Raw genomic sequence first — 17,341 nt, 5'->3', positions numbered from 1 at the left:
AGGCATCACGCTCTACGCGTCATGCCCGTTTCGGCACGCCAGTCTTGACGACTACTGAGCGCAGAGCTCGGCCGCGGTCTTGCTGGTCACGTTGGATTTGTCGAAACCGAATGGCGCGACGGCCTTGAGGTGCTCTTCCGAGCCCAGCCACTTCTTGAGCTCGGCATTGACCGCATCGCGCAGGTCCTTGTCTTCGGGGCGGAAGGCCAGGGCGCCGTAGCCGATGTGGGACGGGTCGTCCTTGAATTCGGTCATCGCTTCCACCTTGTCGCCGCCCTTGCTGGCCAGGCCTTTCATGGTCAGTTGCGTGCCGACGGCGGCGTCGGCGCGACCGGCGCGCACCGCTTGCAATTGAGCGGTGGTGTCGGGGACTTGGAGGATCTGTTCGTCCTTGACCCCGGAATCGCGGGCGTACGCCAGGTTCACCGTGCCGGCCATGATTGCCAGCTTCACGTCCGGTTGCTTGGCGATGTCTTCATAACTGTGGAGTTTTTTCGGGTTGCCCTTGGCCACGAGCAAGGCGTCGGGCAACTGGTACTGCGGATCGGTGAACAACACTTGCTTGCAGCGTGCCGGGGTGATGTACATGCCGGCGGCAATCACGTCGAAGCGGCCTGCGCGCAGGCCCGGGATCAGCGAGCCCCATTCGGTGAGCACGCCATTGACCTGCTTGATGCCCATCCTGGCGAAAATGATCTTGGCGATCTCCGGCGACTCACCGGTGACGGTGCCGTCGGTTTCGGTGAAGGCGAACGGGGTTTCGTTGGCGTAGCCGATCCGGATGCTGCTGTTGCTTTTGACGGTATCCAGGGTGGCCGCTTGAACACTGCCGGCCAGGCCCAGTACGGCACAGGTCAACAAGAGCCGACGCAAGGGCGCACGGGTGCTGGGAAGAAAATTGCTCATCGATAAAATCTCCTGTTTCTTGTGGATCCGTCAGCGGACGGTTCTGTGTTAGGAGGCAGTGTGACAAGAGCAAAACGTACTACGGCGGATCCGGGCGTGGCCTGGAATCGGGAGTGGCGCCGGTACAGGTCGGTCCGGCTTTTTGTCGGGGCAATGCACCCGCCTGGATAACGACCTTGGACCGAGCATACAAAAGCCCCGGCGTGGATTGTATTGCACTAGGACAATTGCTTTGCCGCGATGGCCGCGCAATGCTGTGCGCACCCCTACACACGCCGGTTGCAGCTGTCATGGATAAGTGGAAATCAGCCTTGGACCTCGCCCGCAGTGGTGAATCCAAATACAAGATTCTGGTGCAGGCCATTGCCGACGATATCGAACAGGGCAGCCTGGCCAACGACCAGCGCCTGCCGCCGCAACGGCAGGTGGCCGACGCCATGGGCATCAGCGTGCAGACCGTCACCAACGCCTACAAGGAGCTGGAGCGCCAAGGGCTGGTACGTTGCGAAGTAGGGCGCGGCAGTTTTGTCTCGCGGCGCATGAGCGACCGGGTGGCGACTTACATTCTCGACAGCCCCGAGCGGGCCCTGGTGGATTTTTCCATCACCCGCATCCTCCATACCCGCGAGCATGACCAGGCTTGGCGGGATACCTGCGCGGCGCTGAGCACTGAAGAGGACCAGCCGTGGATTCACGCGTTTCGCCCCATCGCCGGTTTCGAATCCCATCGCGAAGCGGCGGTGCAATGGATTGCTCGGCAAGGGCTGAAGGTCGACCGTAACGATGTGCTGATCACCAATGGCGCGGCCCACGGGATTTTCCTGGCCCTCGCATCGCTGGCCGGGCCCGACGATGTGGTGCTCTGCGAAGGGCTGACCGACCACGGCGTGATCGGTAATTCCCAAGTACTGGGTTTCACCCTCAAGGGCCTGGAGATGGACCGCTATGGCATCGACCCGGAACACTTCGAAGACATGTGCAGCAACGAGCGCATCACGGCGTTGGTGTGCACGCCGAACCTGAACAACCCCACCACCAGCCTGATGCCCGACGCGCGTCGCCGGGAAATCGCCGAGATCGCCCGGCGCTTCGGCGTGCATATCATTGAAGATGACGTGTACGGCCCGCTGCTGGACGAGCGCCGGGCGCCGCCCATCAGTCACTACCTGCCGGAGCTGTCGTTCTACTGCACGAGCATGACCAAGTCGGTGCTCACGGGGTTGCGCATCGGCTACCTGGTGGTGCCCAAGCGCCTGGCCTTGCGCACCGAGAGCATCCTGCGGGTCAACAGTTGGATGGCCACGCCTATGGTCTCGGAGATCGCCACCCGCTGGATTCGCGATGGCCGCGCCGAGTCGCTGGTGCAACTGCAACGTCAATTGCTGGCCGGACGCCAAGCCATGATTACCGAGTACATGGGCGAGCATCTGCTGGGCCAGCACCCGCACGCGTTGAATGCCTGGGTCGGCATCCCGCCTCATTGGGAAGTGGACAGCCTGGTTCGGGCGCTAAGGCACAAGCACATTGCCGTGACCTCCCCTGACCCGTTTACCGTGCGCGGTACTCCCAGGCCGCGCGCGGTGCGGGTGTGCGTCGGTGCCGAATGCAGCGATGACGAAATGCGCCATGCACTGATCGGCATGCGGGAGATCTTCAACCAATACCCGCAGATTCATGATTTCTGATAAGCAAGCAGTGGGCCTTCTCCAAAGTTGCATGTGCCTTTTGTGGCGAGGGAGCTTGCTCCCGCTCGGCTGCGAAGCAGTCGTAAAAACAGTTAACTGTCTTCAGATACATCTGGTTAGATGGATTTGGGTCTGCTGCACAGCCCAGCGGGAGCAAGCTCCCTCGCCACAGGAGTAGGGGGCCCTTCATAGGTTTTGTTCACCTCTTCCAACCGGCACTGAACGCAAACTAAATTGCCCTAGTACATTCATCACCACAATCCAGCCCTCTTAGACTGCGCCCAACACATCCGCTCGGGACGCCGTCATGACAGGGTTGCAGCTTCAGGACATCTATCTCGCTCGCCAGCGCATCGAGTCGCTGCTGCGGCGCACGCCCATGGAGCATTCCCCGAGTTTGTCGCGGTTGATGGGCGTGGCGGTGTATCTCAAGCTGGAAGCCCTGCAAATCACCGGCAGCTTCAAACTGCGTGGGGCGAGCAATGCCGTCGCGCAACTCAGTTCCGAGCAGAAGGCCCGGGGCGTGGTCACCGCGTCGACCGGTAATCATGGCCGGGCGCTGGCCCATGCTGCCTCGCAACAGGGCGTCAAGGCGATTGTCTGCCTGTCGAACCTGGTGCCGACCAACAAGGTGCAGGCGATCCGCGATTTGGGCGCCGAGGTGTGCATCGTCGGCCAGTCCCAGGACGATGCCCAGCGTGAAGCCGAGCGCATCGCCCGGGAGCAGGGCGCGACCTTTTTGCCGCCCTTCGATCACCCGGCGATCATCGCCGGCCAGGGCACCCTCGGCCTGGAGATTCTCGAACAGCAACCGGAGGTGGCCCAGGTGCTGGTGCCGTTGTCCGGTGGCGGTCTGTTCGCCGGGGTTGCCCTGGCCCTCAAAAGTGCCAACCCAGCGATCCAGGTCCACGGCATCAGCATGGCCCGCGGTGCGGCGATGCACGCCAGCCTCGTCGCCGGGCAGCCCGTGGACGTCGAAGAACTGCCGACCCTGGCCGACTCCCTCGGCGGCGGCATTGGCCTGGACAACCGCTACACCTTCGCCATGACCCGGCAACTGCGCGATGACGTGCACCTGCTCTCGGAAGCCTCCATCGCCAATGCCATCCGCCACGCCTATCACCACGAACGCCTGGTGCTCGAGGGCGCTGCCGTGGTGGGTATCGCGGCGCTGCTCGACGGCCTGGTCGAACCACGCGGCCCCATCGTCCTGGTGGTCAGCGGGCGCAACGTCGACACCGAACAACATGCCCGCGTGATCGCAGGCGCCAACGCTTGATAACCCGTTAACGGAGCCTGTCATGAGTGAAGTCACCCTATTGAGCGAAGCCGATCTGCGCAGCTGCGTGGCCCTCGACCTGGCCAGCATCGACGCCATCGAGCAGGCTTTCGTGTTGCTGGCCACCGCCGCCGTGGCGATGCCGCCGATCCTGCGATTGGACATCCCCGAGTACAACGGCGAAGTGGATGTGAAGACCGCTTACCTGCCGGGCCTGGAACGCTTCGCCATCAAGGTCAGCCCGGGTTTTTTCGATAACCCCAAGCTCGGCCTGCCCAGCCTCAACGGCATGATGATGCTGCTCTCGGCGCGCACCGGCTTGCTGGAAGCGCTGCTGCTGGACAACGGTTACCTCACCGCCGTGCGCACCGCAGCGGCCGGGGCAGTGGCGGCGCGTTGCCTGTCGCGCGCGGAGAGCCGCAGCGTCGCGCTGATCGGTGCCGGCGAGCAGGCGGCGTTGCAGCTTCAGGCACTGCGCCTGGTGCGGCCCATCGACGAGGTGCGGGTCTGGGCGCGCGATGCGCAAAAGGCCAAGGCGTTCAGTCAGGAACTGGCGCGTGACACCGGGCTTGCCGTCACGCCATGCACCTCCATTGACGATGCCCTGGAAGGCGTGGACATCGCCATCACCTGCACCCCCAGTCGCGAACCGTTGATCGACGCCCGCCATCTGCATCCGGGCCTGCACATCACGGCGATGGGGTCGGATGCGGAACACAAGAACGAAATTTCCCCGCAAGCCCTGGCGGCCGTCGACTGCTATGTCGCCGATCGCCTGAGCCAGACCCGTGTGCTCGGCGAACTGCACCACGCCCTGGCGGCGGGCACCGTTCGCGATGACTTGGCGTTGACGGAGCTGGGGCGGGTGCTGGCGGGGCAACGGCTGGGACGTTCCGATGCGGCGCAAGTGACGCTTTGCGACCTGACCGGCACCGGCGCCCAGGACACCGCCATCGCCAACCTGGCGTTCGAGCGGGCACGGGCGGCGGGCAAGGGTTTCGCGTTCGGCCGCTAACCATTTTTCATTCGTGCGTCATTGATCAGAGGGCAGATGGATGTCAGAGATAGTCGTCAATCTTCCGTTTAAACGGGAGGAATACGCCCAGCGCCTGGCGAAGGTGCGCGCGGCCATGCAGGCCCAGGGCCTGGAGCTGCTGGTGGTCACCGATCCGTCGAACATGGCCTGGCTCACCGGCTATGACGGGTGGTCGTTCTATGTGCACCAGTGCGTGCTGCTGGCGCTGGAGGGCGAGCCCGTGTGGTTCGGTCGCGGCCAGGATGCCAACGGTGCCAGGCGCACGGTGTTCATGCAGGCCGACAACATCGTCGGCTACCCGGACATCTACGTGCAGTCCCGCGAGCGCCATCCCATGGACTACTTGTCCCGCGAGGTGATCATCGCCCGTGGCTGGGGCGCGCTGAGCATCGGCGTGGAAATGGACAACTATTACTTCAGCGCCGCCGCGTACCTGTCGCTGCAAAAACACCTGCCCGAGGCGAAACTGGTGGACGCAGTGGGCCTGGTGAACTGGCAGCGCGCCGTCAAGTCGCCCCAGGAAATCGCCTACATGCGCATCGCCGCGCGCATCGTCGAGAACATGCACAGCCGGATCCTGGAACGGATCGAACCGGGCATGCGCAAGAACGAACTGGTGGCCGAGATCTACAGCAGCGGCATCCTCGGTGCCGACGGCCATGGCGGCGACTACCCGGCCATCGTGCCGTTGTTGCCCACCGGCGCCGATGCCAGCGCACCGCACCTGACCTGGGACGATTCGCCGTTCGAACAGGGCGCCGGCACCTTCTTTGAAATCGCCGGTTGCTACAAGCGTTACCACTGCCCGTTGTCGCGGACCATTTACCTGGGCAAGCCGCCGCAACATTTCCTCGACGGCGAAAAAGCCGTGGTCGAAGGCATCGCCGCTGGCCTGGACGCGGCCAAGCCGGGCAACACCACCGGGGACATCGCCGTGGCGTTTTTCAAGGTGCTAAAGAAATTCGGCATCCACAAGGACAGCCGTTGCGGCTACCCCATCGGGATCAGCTATCCGCCGGATTGGGGCGAGCGCACCATGAGCCTGCGCCCCGGCGACGACAGCGTGTTGCAACCAGGCATGACCTTCCACTTCATGCCGGGGCTGTGGATGGACGATTGGGGCCTGGAAATCACCGAGAGCATCCTGATCACCGAGACCGGCGTCGAGACGCTGTGCAACGTCCCTCGTCAACTGTTCGTGAAGGATTGAGCCATGAGCGAATTGCCCATCAATCCCATCAGCGCCACGGTCGACTTCAGCCGCGAAGGCGTGCAGCACGGCTTTCTCAAACTGCCGTACTCGCGGGACGATTCGGCCTGGGGCGCCGTGATGATTCCCATCACGGTCATCCAGCGCGGCAGCGGCCCGACGGCGCTGCTCAGCGGTGGCAACCATGGCGATGAATACGAAGGCCCGGTGGCCCTGAGCAAACTGGCCCAGCAGTTGACTGCCGAAGACGTGAGCGGGCGGGTAATCATCGTGCCGTTCATGAACACCCCGGCCTTCCACGCCGGGCGCCGCACTTCGCCTATCGACAAGGGCAACCTGAACCGCAGTTTTCCCGGCAGGCCGGACGGCACCGTCACCGAGAAAATCGCCGACTATTTCAATCGCACCTTGTTGCCTTTGGCGGACATTGTCCTGGACATTCATTCCGGCGGCCGGACCCTGGACTTCCTGCCGTTCGCCGCCTGCCACGTCTTGCCGGACAAACAGCAACAGGCTCGCTGCGAGGCCGGGATGCTGGCGTTCAACGCACCGTATTGCATGCGCATGCTGGAGCTGGACGCCGGGGCGATGTACGACACGGCGGCCGAGTCCCAAGGCAAGGTGTTCGTCACCACCGAGTTGGGTGGCGGTGGCTCGTCGACCGCCCGCAGCGTGGCGATTGCCGAGCGTGGGGTGCGCAACCTGCTGATCCACGCCGGCATTTTGCGAGGCTCGATCGAGTTGCAGCCCTCGCTGGTGCTCGACATGCCCGACGCCAGTTGTTTCATTGCCAGTGAGCACAATGGCTTGCTGGAGATGTGCCGCGACCTTGGTGAAAACGTCACCCAGGGCGAGGTGGTGGCGCGTATCCATGACACCACCCGCAGCGGCGTCGCCCCGGTTGAATACCGCGCCGCCCGCAGCGGCCTGCTGGCGGCCCGGCACTTTCCCGGGTTGGTGCAGTGTGGCGACACGCTGGTGGTGATTGCGGATGTGTTGGCGTGACACCGCCCCTCAACTGACACACCACCTCGTGGCGAGGGAGCTTGCTCCCGCTCGGCTGCGAAGCAGTCGTCGCTTTTTGGCCTGAGCCATCGCGACTCTGACATTGGGGCCGCTGCGCGGCCCAGCGGGAGCAAGCTCCCTCGCCACGGGGACGGTGTGATGTTTGAATTTCCTGGAGAGCCCCGGCCCATGCACAAGCTCGATCGCTACGACCTCAAGATCCTGCAGATCCTCGCCGAGGATGGGCGAATCACCAAGTCGAGCCTGGCCGAGGCCATCAACCTGTCGGTGACGCCGGCCTGGGAGCGGGTGCGCAAGCTGGAAGCGGCGGGACTGATCATCGGCTATCGGGCGCAGATCGATTGGGCCGCGGTGTTCAAGCGTCAGCAGGTGCTGGTGGAAATCACCCTGGCCCGGCACACCGCCCAGGACATGCGCCGTTTCGAGCAACGCATGATCGCCGCGCCCGAAGTGGCGTTCTGTTACGCCACGGGTGGCGGTGTGGATTACCTGGCGATGATCCAGGCACCCGATGTCGATGCCTACCAGCGTTTCGTCGACCAACTGCTGCTCGAAGACCTGGGCATCGAACGCTATTTCACCTACATCGTCACCAAGACCATCAAGACCACGGGGGCCTTGCCGGCGGAGCTGGCGCCATCTTCCTGAGCACCGCAGAAAACCCTTTCCAACAGGTCTTTTCCAGAAAAAAACCAAGGTCTGACCCCGCGCAAACACCCGATAACCCAAGCATCGCTGCCCTAGCATGGATTCACGCAAACGGTCTGGAGTGAACGTCATGCCTTATCAACATCCGCTGCTGTTCAAAGCGCTTTGCTACATCGATGGCCATTGGGTCCACAGCGACAGTGGCCAGAGCATCGCGGTGCACAACCCTGCTACCCGCACGGTCATCGGCCATGTGCCGATGCTCGATCAGCCACAGATCGTCGCGGCGGTGGACGCAGCGCATCGCGCATTCCCGGCGTGGCGCGAGCAGAGCCTGGAGACCCGTGGCGCGATCCTGCGGCGCTGGGCAGCGTTGATCACCGAACACAGCGAAGACCTCGCGCACATCCTCAGCCTGGAGCAGGGCAAGCCGCTGGCCGAATCCCGTGGCGAAATCGCCTATGCCGCCAGTTTCATTCCGTGGTTCGCCGAGGAAGCCCGGCGCCTGTACGGCCAGAACATCCCCAGCCATATCCCGAATGCGCACCTGGGTACGATCAAGGAGCCGGTGGGCGTGTGCGCGCTGCTCACGCCATGGAATTTCCCATCGGCGATGATCACCCGCAAGGCCGCCGCCGCCCTGGCCGCCGGCTGCACGGTGGTGATCAAGCCGGCCCACGAAACGCCTTATTCGGCCCTGGCTTTGGCGCAACTGGCCGAGGAAGCCGGGTTCCCTGCCGGGGTCTTCAATGTGGTCTTGGGCGAGCCGCAAATGGCCATGGAAACCCTGGTCAAGGACCGTCGCGTACGCTCGGTGAGTTTCACCGGGTCAACGCGGGTCGGTAAATTGGTGTTGCAAGCGGCGGCCCATGATGTGAAGAAAGTCGCGCTGGAACTGGGCGGCAACGCGCCGTTCATTGTCTGCGCCGATGCCGACCTGACGCTGGCGGTGAAAGTCGCCGTGGAAGCGAAATTCCAGACCTCGGGCCAGGACTGCTGCGCGGCCAACCGGATCCTGGTGCAGCGTTCGGTGTACCAGGCGTTTCTCAGTCGTTTCGCCGCGGCGGTGCGTGCCTTGCGCGTCGGGCCGGCCCTGGTCGATCGACAGGAACAGGACGTGGATGTCGGGCCGTTGATGCACCAGGCGGCGTTCGATGCGACCGCTGATCGTGTCGCCGATGCCCTGGCCCTCGGCGCTCAGCGCCTGGTGGGGGGCGAAGCCCATGCCTTGGGTGGGTTGTTTTATCAACCGACGGTACTGGCCGATGTCACGCCGCAGATGCGCATCTACCGTGAAGAGAACTTCGCGCCCATTGCCGGGGTGATGCCGTTTGACACCCTGGACGAAGCCATCGAAATGGCCAACGACACTGAGTATGGGTTGGCGGCCTATATTTGTTCCAACCGCCTGGACGTCATTTATCCGCTGATTCGCCGTCTCGACCACGCCATGGTCGCGGTCAACGGCGTCAAGTTCACCGGCCACCCGATCCCCTTCGGTGGCATGAAAGCCTCGGGCCTCGGTCGCGAGGGTGGCAGCGAGGGCTTCGAGCCCTTTGTCGAAACCAAATATTTTTGCCTGCATCATCAAGGCCAGTTCCCAGGAGAGTCCGCATGAGCCAAGAATTCAATACGCTGTTCGAACAAGACCGTGCGCATTTCATGCACCCCTCGACGCACGCCCACGACCACGCCAGTGGCGCGCTCAAGGGCCGGATCATCAAGAGCGCGTCAGGCGTTCGCATTCGTGACCATGAAGGCCGTGAGTTCATCGACGCCTTTGCCGGTCTCTACTGCGTGAACATTGGCTACGGCCGCACCGAGGTTGCCGACGCGATCTATAAGCAGGCCAAGGAACTCGCCTACTACCACACCTACGTCGGTCACTCGAGCGAGGCGATCATCGAGCTGTCCAGCCGCATCATGGACTGGGCGCCGGAAGGAATGAAGAAGGTCTATTACGGGTTGTCCGGCTCCGATGCCAACGAGACCCAGGTCAAGCTGGTGCGTTATTACAACAACGTGCTGGGCCGGCCACAGAAGAAGAAAATCATTTCACGGGACCGTGGTTACCACGGCTCGGGCATCATGACCGGCAGCCTGACGGGGCTGGCGACCTTTCACCAGCATTTCGACCTGCCGGTGGAAGGGGTCAAGCACACCGTCTGCCCGCACTGGTATCGCAAGGCCCCGGCGGGGATGGACGAAGCAACCTTCGTGCGTCATTGCGCCGATGAGCTGGAAAAAATGATCCTCGCCGAAGGCCCGGATACCGTGGCGGCGTTCATTGGCGAGCCGCTGATGGGCACCGGCGGCATCATCGTTCCTCCCGCCGGTTATTGGGATGCGATCCAGGCCGTGTTGAAAAAATACGACGTGCTGCTGATTGCCGATGAGGTGGTCTGCGCGTTCGGCCGACTGGGTTCGAAGATGGGCAGCCAGCGCTACGGCATGAAACCGGACCTGATCACCACCGCCAAAGGCCTGACCAGTGCCTATGCGCCGTTGTCGGCGGTGATCATCGGGGAAAAGGTCTGGAGCGTGATTGAAAAGGCCTCCCAGGCCGAAGGGGCCATGGGCCACGGCTGGACCTATTCCGGGCACCCGATCTGCGCGGCGGCGGCGCTGGCGAACCTTGACATCCTCGAACGGGAAAACCTCACGACCAACGCCGAGGACGTGGGCGGTTACCTCAATCGTCGCCTGCGTGAAACGCTCGAGGGGCATCCGCTGGTGGGCGAGGTGCGCGGTGACGGCATGCTGGCAGCGGTGGAGTTCATGGCCGACCGTGAACAGCGCACCGCGTTCGACCCGGCACTCAAAGTCGGCCCGAAGGTCTCGGCCGCCTGCCTGGAGCGCGGCATGATCGCCCGCGCCATGCCCCACGGCGACATCCTGGGCTTCGCCCCGCCCCTGATTCTGACCCGCGAAGATGCAGACCTGATCGTCGACATCACCAAAGGGGCTATCGATCAGGTGGCGGGTGAGGTGTTGGCTTGAGCTGAGTTCACAATACTTCAGGACACAAATAACCTGTGGCGAGGGAGCTCGCTCCCGCTGGCTGCGTTGTAGGAGCTGCCGAAGGCTGCGATCTTTTGATCTTTCGCTTGGGATTCAAGCGTCTGGGGAAAGATCGCAGCCTCGTTGCACTCGACAGCTCCTACAGACCCAGCGGGAGCAAGCTCCCTCGCCACAATGGGTCAAGCATTGAAGTGAGTGGAGTTTGAGGCAATAAAAAAGCCCGCCCGATCATGCGATCGGGCGGGCTTTTGGGTGTTGCCTGGAAATTACTTCTTCAAACCGTAATGCTCATCGAGCATACCGGGTGAATTCGGGGCCTTGGGGGCGTAGTCCCGTGGCGGCTCCTGGATCCCTTTGGGTGGGGTCAGGCGTTCCCGTGGCGTCTGTGCCGAATCGGCTTGCAGGGCGGCCAGCAGGCGCTGGCGAGTCTGCTCGTCCAGGGCCAGGCGATTGGCGCCCTCGGACAAATGATCCTGGACTTCCTGGTAGCTCTGGGTGAGTTTTTTCACCAGAGACGCGGTGCTGTTGAAGTGGGTGACCACTTCATTCTGATAACTGTCGAAACGTTCCTGGATGTCGTCCAGCTGACGTTGGGTGCTGTTGGGCACCGCGTTGGGCAGCAGTCGGGCAAGCAGGAATCCAATGGCGACACCGGCAACCAGGGCAAGAGTCGGCAACAACCAAACTAAGAGCGAGTGTTCCACGAGTCCTTCCTCTATAAACGGCTTTGCTTTACGTTAACGGCTCGGACCTGCGCTGTATACCGCGAAGAACATCGCAATCATGCCAGGCACAGACTTTTAGCTAGACGAGTCGACCCTATTCGAGGTCACGGAGTTCTTTCCCTTGCTTATGCGCGAAACCCCTGTAGTCATCGATGGCCCTGTGGGCCAACTGGAAGCCTTGTACCTGGACAACGAGGCCCCCCGTGGCCTGGCGCTGATCTGCCACCCGAACCCGGTGCAGGGCGGGACCATGCTCAACAAAGTGGTCTCGACCCTGCAACGCACCGCCCGGGATGCCGGGCTGGTTACGTTGCGTTTCAATTATCGTGGCGTGGGGGCCAGTGCCGGCACGCATGACATGGGCACTGGCGAAGTGGACGACGCCCAGGCGGTCGCCCAATGGCTGCGGGAAAAATACCCGCAATTGCCCCTGACCCTGTTCGGTTTTTCCTTCGGTGGCTTTGTCGCCGCCAGCCTGGGTGGGCGCCTGGAAGCCCAGGGGCAGCCGGTCAAGCACCTGTTCATGGTGGCCCCGGCGGTGATGCGCCTGGACGAGCAGTCGCCCTTGCCGACAGGTGGCGAGTTGACCGTGATCCAGCCGGAAACCGACGAAGTGGTCGATCCGCAACTGGTTTACGCATGGTCCGACACGCTCCAACGCCCCCATGAGCTGCTGAAAGTGGCAGAATGCGGACACTTTTTTCATGGCAAGCTGACCGATCTCAAGGATCTGATCCTGCCGCGCCTCTCGAATTGACAGCAGTCTGACAAGCGATAACCCATGACGACGCGTACCCGTATCCTGACCGGCATCACCACCACCGGCACTCCGCACCTGGGCAACTATGCCGGCGCCATCCGTCCGGCCATTCTCGCCAGCCGCGACAGCAACGCCGATTCGTTCTACTTCCTGGCCGACTACCACGCCCTGATCAAGTGCGATGAACCGCTGCGTATCCAGCGTTCGCGCCTGGAAATCGCTGCCACTTGGCTGGCCGGCGGCCTGGACGTGGACCGCGTGACGTTCTATCGCCAGTCCGATATTCCCGAGATCCCGGAACTGACCTGGCTGCTGACCTGCGTCGCCGCCAAGGGCCTGCTCAATCGCGCCCACGCCTACAAGGCCTCGGTGGACAAGAATATCGAGGCCGGCGAAGACCCGGACGCCGGTGTCACCATGGGCCTCTACAGCTACCCGATCCTCATGGCCGCCGACATCCTGATGTTCAACGCCCACAAGGTGCCGGTCGGTCGCGATCAGATCCAGCACGTGGAGATGGCCCGCGACATCGGCCAGCGCTTCAATCACCTGTTCGGCCAGGGCAAGGAGTTCTTCACCATGCCCGAGGCGCTGATCGAAGAGAGCGTCGCCACATTGCCGGGCCTCGATGGCCGCAAGATGTCCAAGAGCTACGACAACACCATCCCGTTGTTCAGCAGCGCCAAGGACATGAAGGACGCGATCTCGCGGATCGTCACCGACTCCCGCGCCCCGGGCGAAGCCAAGGACCCGGACAATTCGCACCTGTTCACCCTGTTCCAGGCTTTCGCCACTGCCGAACAGTCCGCCGAGTTCCGCAGCGAATTGCTGCAAGGCCTGGGTTGGGGCGAAGCCAAGAGCCGTTTGTTCCAGTTGCTCGACAGCGAGCTGGGCGAAGCGCGCGAGCGTTATCACCAGTTCATCGAGCGCCCATCGGACCTTGAAGACATCCTGCAACTGGGCGCGAGCAAGGCCCGGGCCGTGGCAACGCCGTTCCTCAACGAACTGCGCGAGGCCGTTGGCCTGCGTTCGTTCGTCAGCCAGGTCCAGGTGGCCACCCAGACCAAAAAGAAAGCGACCAAGGCGGCACGCTTCGTCAGCTTCCGGGAAGACGACGGCAGTTTCCGTTTCCGCCTGCTTTCTGCCGATGGCGAGCAACTGTTGCTCTCGAATAATTTTGCCGACGGCAAGACCGCAGGGCAGGTGACCAAGCAATTGCAGTCCGGCCAACCCTTGGACGTACGCAGCGACGACCTGGGTTTCAGCGTCTGGCTCGACGGTGAATGCGTGGCGAACAGCCCGACGTTCGCCGACAGCGCCGCACGGGATGCGGCCATTGAAGCGCTGCGCGTTGCCCTGACGCCTGCCCAGGACTGATTCCGGCGCGTTACCCGACCATCGGCCCGAATAAGGGCCGATTGCCATTCTTCTGGGCCATCGCTACAGTGACGGCCCGTTTTTGTTGCCTTGCTAACGAATATGACGCCCCTAGAACGATATCAAGCTGATCTGAAACGCCCGGAGTTCTTCCACGACGCAGCCCAGGAAACGGCGGTGCGGCATTTGCAGCGCCTGTACGACGACCTGGTCGCGGCGTCGAACAACAAGCCGGGCCTGTTGGGCAAACTGTTCGGCAAAAAAGACCAGGCGCCGGTCAAGGGCCTGTATTTCTGGGGCGGCGTTGGCCGTGGCAAGACCTACCTGGTGGACACCTTCTTCGAAGCATTGCCGTTCAAGGAGAAGACACGGACGCACTTCCACCGCTTCATGAAGCGCGTGCACGAGGAAATGAAGACCCTGGGGGGCGAGAAGAACCCGCTGACCATCATCGCCAAGCGTTTTTCCGACGAGACCCGGGTGATCTGCTTCGATGAGTTCTTCGTTTCCGACATCACCGACGCCATGATCCTCGGCACCTTGATGGAAGAATTATTCAAGAACGGCGTGACCCTGGTCGCCACCTCGAACATCGTGCCGGACGGCCTGTACAAGGACGGCCTGCAACGGGCGCGTTTCCTGCCAGCCATCGCGCTGATCAAGGAACACACCGAAATCGTCAACGTCGACAGCGGTGTCGATTACCGTTTGCGTCACCTTGAGCAAGCGGAGTTGTTCCACTTCCCGTTGGATGCCGCCGCCGAAGAAAGCCTGCGCAAGAGCTTCCGCGCCTTGACGCCGGAATGCACCCAAGCGGTCGAAAACGACGAGCTGATCATCGAAAATCGCAAGATCCGCGCCATCCGCACCTGTGACGACGTGGCCTGGTTCGATTTCCGCGAACTGTGCGATGGCCCGCGCAGCCAGAACGACTACATCGAGCTGGGCAAGATCTTCCACGCCGTGTTGCTCAGCGGTGTCGAACAGATGAGCGTCACCACCGACGACATCGCCCGTCGCTTCATCAACATGGTCGACGAGTTCTACGACCGTAACGTGAAGCTGATCATTTCGGCCGAAGTCGAACTCAAGGACCTCTACACCGGCGGTCGCCTGACCTTCGAATTCCAGCGGACCCTGAGTCGCTTGCTGGAGATGCAATCCCACGAATTCCTGTCGCGGGCGCATAAGCCGTAGGGGATTCGGAACACAAAAAAGGCCTGCGATTGCAGGCCTTTTTTACGATTGAAATTCTAGAGTTCACAACATAACCCTGTGGGAGCGAGCCTGCTCGCGATAGCGGTGTGTCAGTCAAAATCAGTGCTGGCTGACACACTGCTATCGCGAGCAGGCTCGCTCCCACACTGGATTGCATTCAGCTCCGGTTCACGCCGCCTGCTGAAACTGCTGCCGATACTGGTTCGGCGACAGGTCGGTATGTTGCCGGAACAGCCGGGCGAAAAAGCTCGCGTCGTCGTAGCCGACTTCGTAGCTGATGGTCTTGATGCTCTTGCGGCTGCCGGAGAGCAGGCCCTTGGCGGTTTCGATCCGCAGCCGTTGCAGGTAATGCAGCGGTTTGTCGCCTGTGGCGGTCTGGAAGCGGCGCATGAAGTTGCGGATGCTCATGCCATGTTCCCGGGCAACGTCCTCGAAGCGGAATTTATCGGCGAAGTGCTCTTCGAGCCATTGCTGGATCTGCAGAATGATCACGTCCTGGTGCAGCTTCTGCCCGCCGAAGCCGATCCGTCCTGGCGAATAGCTGCGTTGCACTTCGTAAAGGATATCCCGCGCCACGGCCTGGGCCACGTTGGCGCCACAGAAGCGTTCGATCAGGTAGATGTAGAGGTCGCAGGCCGACGTGGTGCCGCCAGCGCAGAACAGGTTGTCGGCGTCGGTCAGGTGTTTGTCCTGGTTCAGGTGCACCTGGGGGAAACGCTCCTTGAAGGCGTTGAAGAAACGCCAGTAGGTGGTGGCTTCCTTGCCGTCGAGCAGTCCGGCTTCGGCCAGCCAGAACACCCCGGTGGCTTCGCCGCAGAGTACTGCGCCGCGAGCGTGTTGTTCGCGCAGCCAGGGCAGGACCTGGGGGTAACGTTGGCAGAGGCTGGCGAAATCATCCCAGAAGGCCGGGAGGATGATGACGTCGGTATTTTCCAGGCCGCCGTCCACCGGCATGATCACGTCGCTGAAGCTGTTCACCGGTTTGCCATCGGGGCTGACCAACCGGGTTTCAAACGCCGGCGTCAGGCCGTGGCCCAGTTGTTTGCCGTAGCGCAGGCTGGCCAGGTGGAAAAAATCCTTGGCTTGCATGAGGGTGGAGGCGAAGACCCGGTCGATGGCCAGGATGCTGACGCGCCGCAAGGGCGTGGAGACGTGCATAGACATAATTCATCTTTATTTTTATAGGGGAAAGTGGTCAACAGACGGCTGGATCGTCTTATTTTTTGTCGGATGTGTCCAGTGTCCTGTCGTACCCCGCAGGCTTAGGCTCTGTCGGATAACCACGCCCAACAATAACCAAAGGTGCGCCATGATCCCAAGAGCCCTGTTCAGTCCCGAGCACGAATTGTTTCGCGACAGCGTACGAACCTTCCTCGAAAAAGAAGCTGTGCCGTACCACAGCCAGTGGGAAAAACAGGGGCACGTCGATCGTCAGCTGTGGAACAAGGCAGGGGAGGCGGGCATGTTGTGCTCGCACCTGCCAGAGGCCTATGGCGGGCTGGACGCAGATTTTCTCTACAGCACGGTGGTGATCGAGGAGATCGGCCGCCTGGGGCTGACAGGGATTGGCTTCTCGCTGCATTCCGACATCGTCGCACCGTACATCCTGCATTACGGCAGCGAAGCGTTGAAACACAAGTACCTGCCGAAGCTGGTGTCTGGCGAAATGGTCACGGCCATCGCCATGACCGAGCCGGGCGCCGGTTCCGACCTGCAAGGGGTAAAGACCACGGCGGTGCTGGACGGTGATGAATATGTCATCAACGGCTCGAAGACCTTCATCACCAATGGTTTCCTGGCAGACCTGGTGATCGTGGTTGCCAAGACCGATCCGAAGGCCGGCGCCAAGGGCACCAGCCTGTTCCTGGTGGAGGCGGGCACGCCAGGCTTTGAAAAGGGCAAGCGCCTGGAGAAAGTCGGCATGAAGGCCCAGGACACGTCGGAATTGTTCTTCCAGGATGTCCGCGTGCCGAAGGAAAACCTGCTCGGGCAGGCCGGAATGGGCTTCGCCTATTTGATGCAGGAGCTGCCCCAGGAACGCCTGACCGTTGCCATTGGCGGCCTGGCTTCGGCCGAAGCGGCGCTGCAATGGACCCTGGACTACACCCGTGACCGCAAGGCTTTTGGCAAATCCATCGCCGACTTCCAGAACACCCGTTTCAAGCTCGCCGAAATGGCCACCGAAATCCAGATCGGCCGGGTCTTCGTCGACCGCTGCCTGGAGCTGCACCTGCAAGGCAAGCTGGACGTGCCGACGGCGGCGATGGCCAAGTACTGGGGCACCGACCTGCAATGCAAGGTGCTCGACGAGTGCGTGCAGTTGCATGGCGGCTACGGCTTCATGTGGGAATACCCGATTGCCCGGGCGTGGGCGGATGCGCGGGTGCAGCGGATCTATGCCGGGACCAATGAAATCATGAAGGAGATCATTGCGCGGTCGCTTTGATGTC

15 protein-coding genes are annotated in these 17,341 nt (G+C 62.2%); 12 read left to right on the top strand and 3 right to left on the bottom strand.

The window, feature by feature from the left end; all coding sequences use genetic code 11:
* Positions 1-51: 51 nt before the first annotated feature.
* Positions 52-906, bottom strand: a complete 855-nt coding sequence (gene ehuB / locus AD659_RS21880; RefSeq protein WP_053125017.1) for an ectoine/hydroxyectoine ABC transporter substrate-binding protein EhuB — start codon at positions 904-906, stop codon at positions 52-54.
* 290 nt (positions 907-1,196) lie between these two features.
* Here ehuB and ehuR point away from each other — a divergent pair, with 290 nt between their 5' ends.
* The 8 genes from ehuR (at position 1,197) to AD659_RS21840 (ending at position 10,790) form a co-directional block, all read left to right on the top strand.
* Complete coding sequence (ehuR, locus tag AD659_RS21875) at positions 1,197-2,591, top strand: MocR-like ectoine utilization transcription factor EhuR (RefSeq protein WP_053125015.1); 1,395 nt, start codon at positions 1,197-1,199, stop codon at positions 2,589-2,591.
* A gap of 307 nt (positions 2,592-2,898) precedes the next feature.
* Entirely contained in the window at positions 2,899-3,870 is a 972-nt protein-coding gene (gene eutB / locus AD659_RS21870; RefSeq protein ID WP_053125013.1) for a hydroxyectoine utilization dehydratase EutB, read from the top strand.
* A 22-nt stretch (positions 3,871-3,892) separates the two neighbouring features.
* On the top strand, positions 3,893-4,885 hold the full coding sequence (locus AD659_RS21865) for a cyclodeaminase (protein WP_053125011.1): 993 nt from the start codon (positions 3,893-3,895) through the stop codon (positions 4,883-4,885).
* A gap of 40 nt (positions 4,886-4,925) precedes the next feature.
* On the top strand, positions 4,926-6,116 hold the full coding sequence (doeA, locus tag AD659_RS21860) for an ectoine hydrolase DoeA (protein WP_053125009.1): 1,191 nt from the start codon (positions 4,926-4,928) through the stop codon (positions 6,114-6,116).
* A 3-nt stretch (positions 6,117-6,119) separates the two neighbouring features.
* Complete coding sequence (gene doeB, locus AD659_RS21855; RefSeq protein WP_053125007.1) at positions 6,120-7,121, top strand: N(2)-acetyl-L-2,4-diaminobutanoate deacetylase DoeB; 1,002 nt, start codon at positions 6,120-6,122, stop codon at positions 7,119-7,121.
* 189 nt (positions 7,122-7,310) lie between these two features.
* Complete coding sequence (locus AD659_RS21850; RefSeq protein WP_053125005.1) at positions 7,311-7,790, top strand: Lrp/AsnC family transcriptional regulator; 480 nt, start codon at positions 7,311-7,313, stop codon at positions 7,788-7,790.
* A gap of 130 nt (positions 7,791-7,920) precedes the next feature.
* Positions 7,921-9,408, top strand: a complete 1,488-nt coding sequence (locus AD659_RS21845; protein ID WP_053125003.1) for an NAD-dependent succinate-semialdehyde dehydrogenase — start codon at positions 7,921-7,923, stop codon at positions 9,406-9,408.
* On the top strand, positions 9,405-10,790 hold the full coding sequence (locus AD659_RS21840) for an aspartate aminotransferase family protein (RefSeq protein ID WP_053125001.1): 1,386 nt from the start codon (positions 9,405-9,407) through the stop codon (positions 10,788-10,790). The genes AD659_RS21845 and AD659_RS21840 overlap by 4 nt, the downstream gene beginning before the upstream one ends.
* A 287-nt stretch (positions 10,791-11,077) precedes the next feature.
* Here AD659_RS21840 and AD659_RS21835 read toward each other — a convergent pair whose 3' ends face one another.
* Positions 11,078-11,515, bottom strand: coding sequence for a Z-ring associated ZapG family protein (locus AD659_RS21835; protein WP_053124999.1), 438 nt, complete (start codon positions 11,513-11,515; stop codon positions 11,078-11,080).
* Between the two features lie 148 nt (positions 11,516-11,663).
* Between AD659_RS21835 and AD659_RS21830 the strand changes: the two genes are divergently transcribed.
* The 3 genes from AD659_RS21830 (at position 11,664) to zapE (ending at position 14,870) form a co-directional block, all read left to right on the top strand.
* Positions 11,664-12,293, top strand: a complete 630-nt coding sequence (locus tag AD659_RS21830) for an alpha/beta hydrolase (RefSeq protein WP_053124997.1) — start codon at positions 11,664-11,666, stop codon at positions 12,291-12,293.
* Between the two features lie 24 nt (positions 12,294-12,317).
* Positions 12,318-13,673: a tryptophan--tRNA ligase gene (locus AD659_RS21825; RefSeq protein WP_053124995.1), complete on the top strand. Its 1,356-nt coding sequence runs from the start codon at positions 12,318-12,320 to the stop codon at positions 13,671-13,673.
* Positions 13,674-13,775: 102 nt separating this feature from the next.
* Positions 13,776-14,870 carry a cell division protein ZapE gene (gene zapE, locus AD659_RS21820; RefSeq protein ID WP_053124993.1) on the top strand — a complete coding sequence of 365 codons (1,095 nt, stop codon included), beginning with the start codon at positions 13,776-13,778 and terminating at the stop codon, positions 14,868-14,870.
* A 189-nt stretch (positions 14,871-15,059) separates the two neighbouring features.
* Here zapE and AD659_RS21815 read toward each other — a convergent pair whose 3' ends face one another.
* Complete coding sequence (locus AD659_RS21815; protein WP_173667209.1) at positions 15,060-15,956, bottom strand: GlxA family transcriptional regulator; 897 nt, start codon at positions 15,954-15,956, stop codon at positions 15,060-15,062.
* Positions 15,957-16,200: 244 nt separating this feature from the next.
* On the opposite strand from AD659_RS21815, the gene AD659_RS21810 reads away from it, so the two are divergent.
* Entirely contained in the window at positions 16,201-17,337 is a 1,137-nt protein-coding gene (locus tag AD659_RS21810; RefSeq protein ID WP_053124988.1) for an acyl-CoA dehydrogenase family protein, read from the top strand.
* Positions 17,338-17,341 lie beyond the last annotated feature (4 nt).

The sequence above is a fragment of the Pseudomonas thivervalensis genome (assembly GCF_001269655.1).
Taxonomy (GTDB): domain Bacteria; phylum Pseudomonadota; class Gammaproteobacteria; order Pseudomonadales; family Pseudomonadaceae; genus Aquipseudomonas; species Aquipseudomonas thivervalensis.
This window is presented reverse-complemented; position numbering and strand designations above follow the sequence as displayed.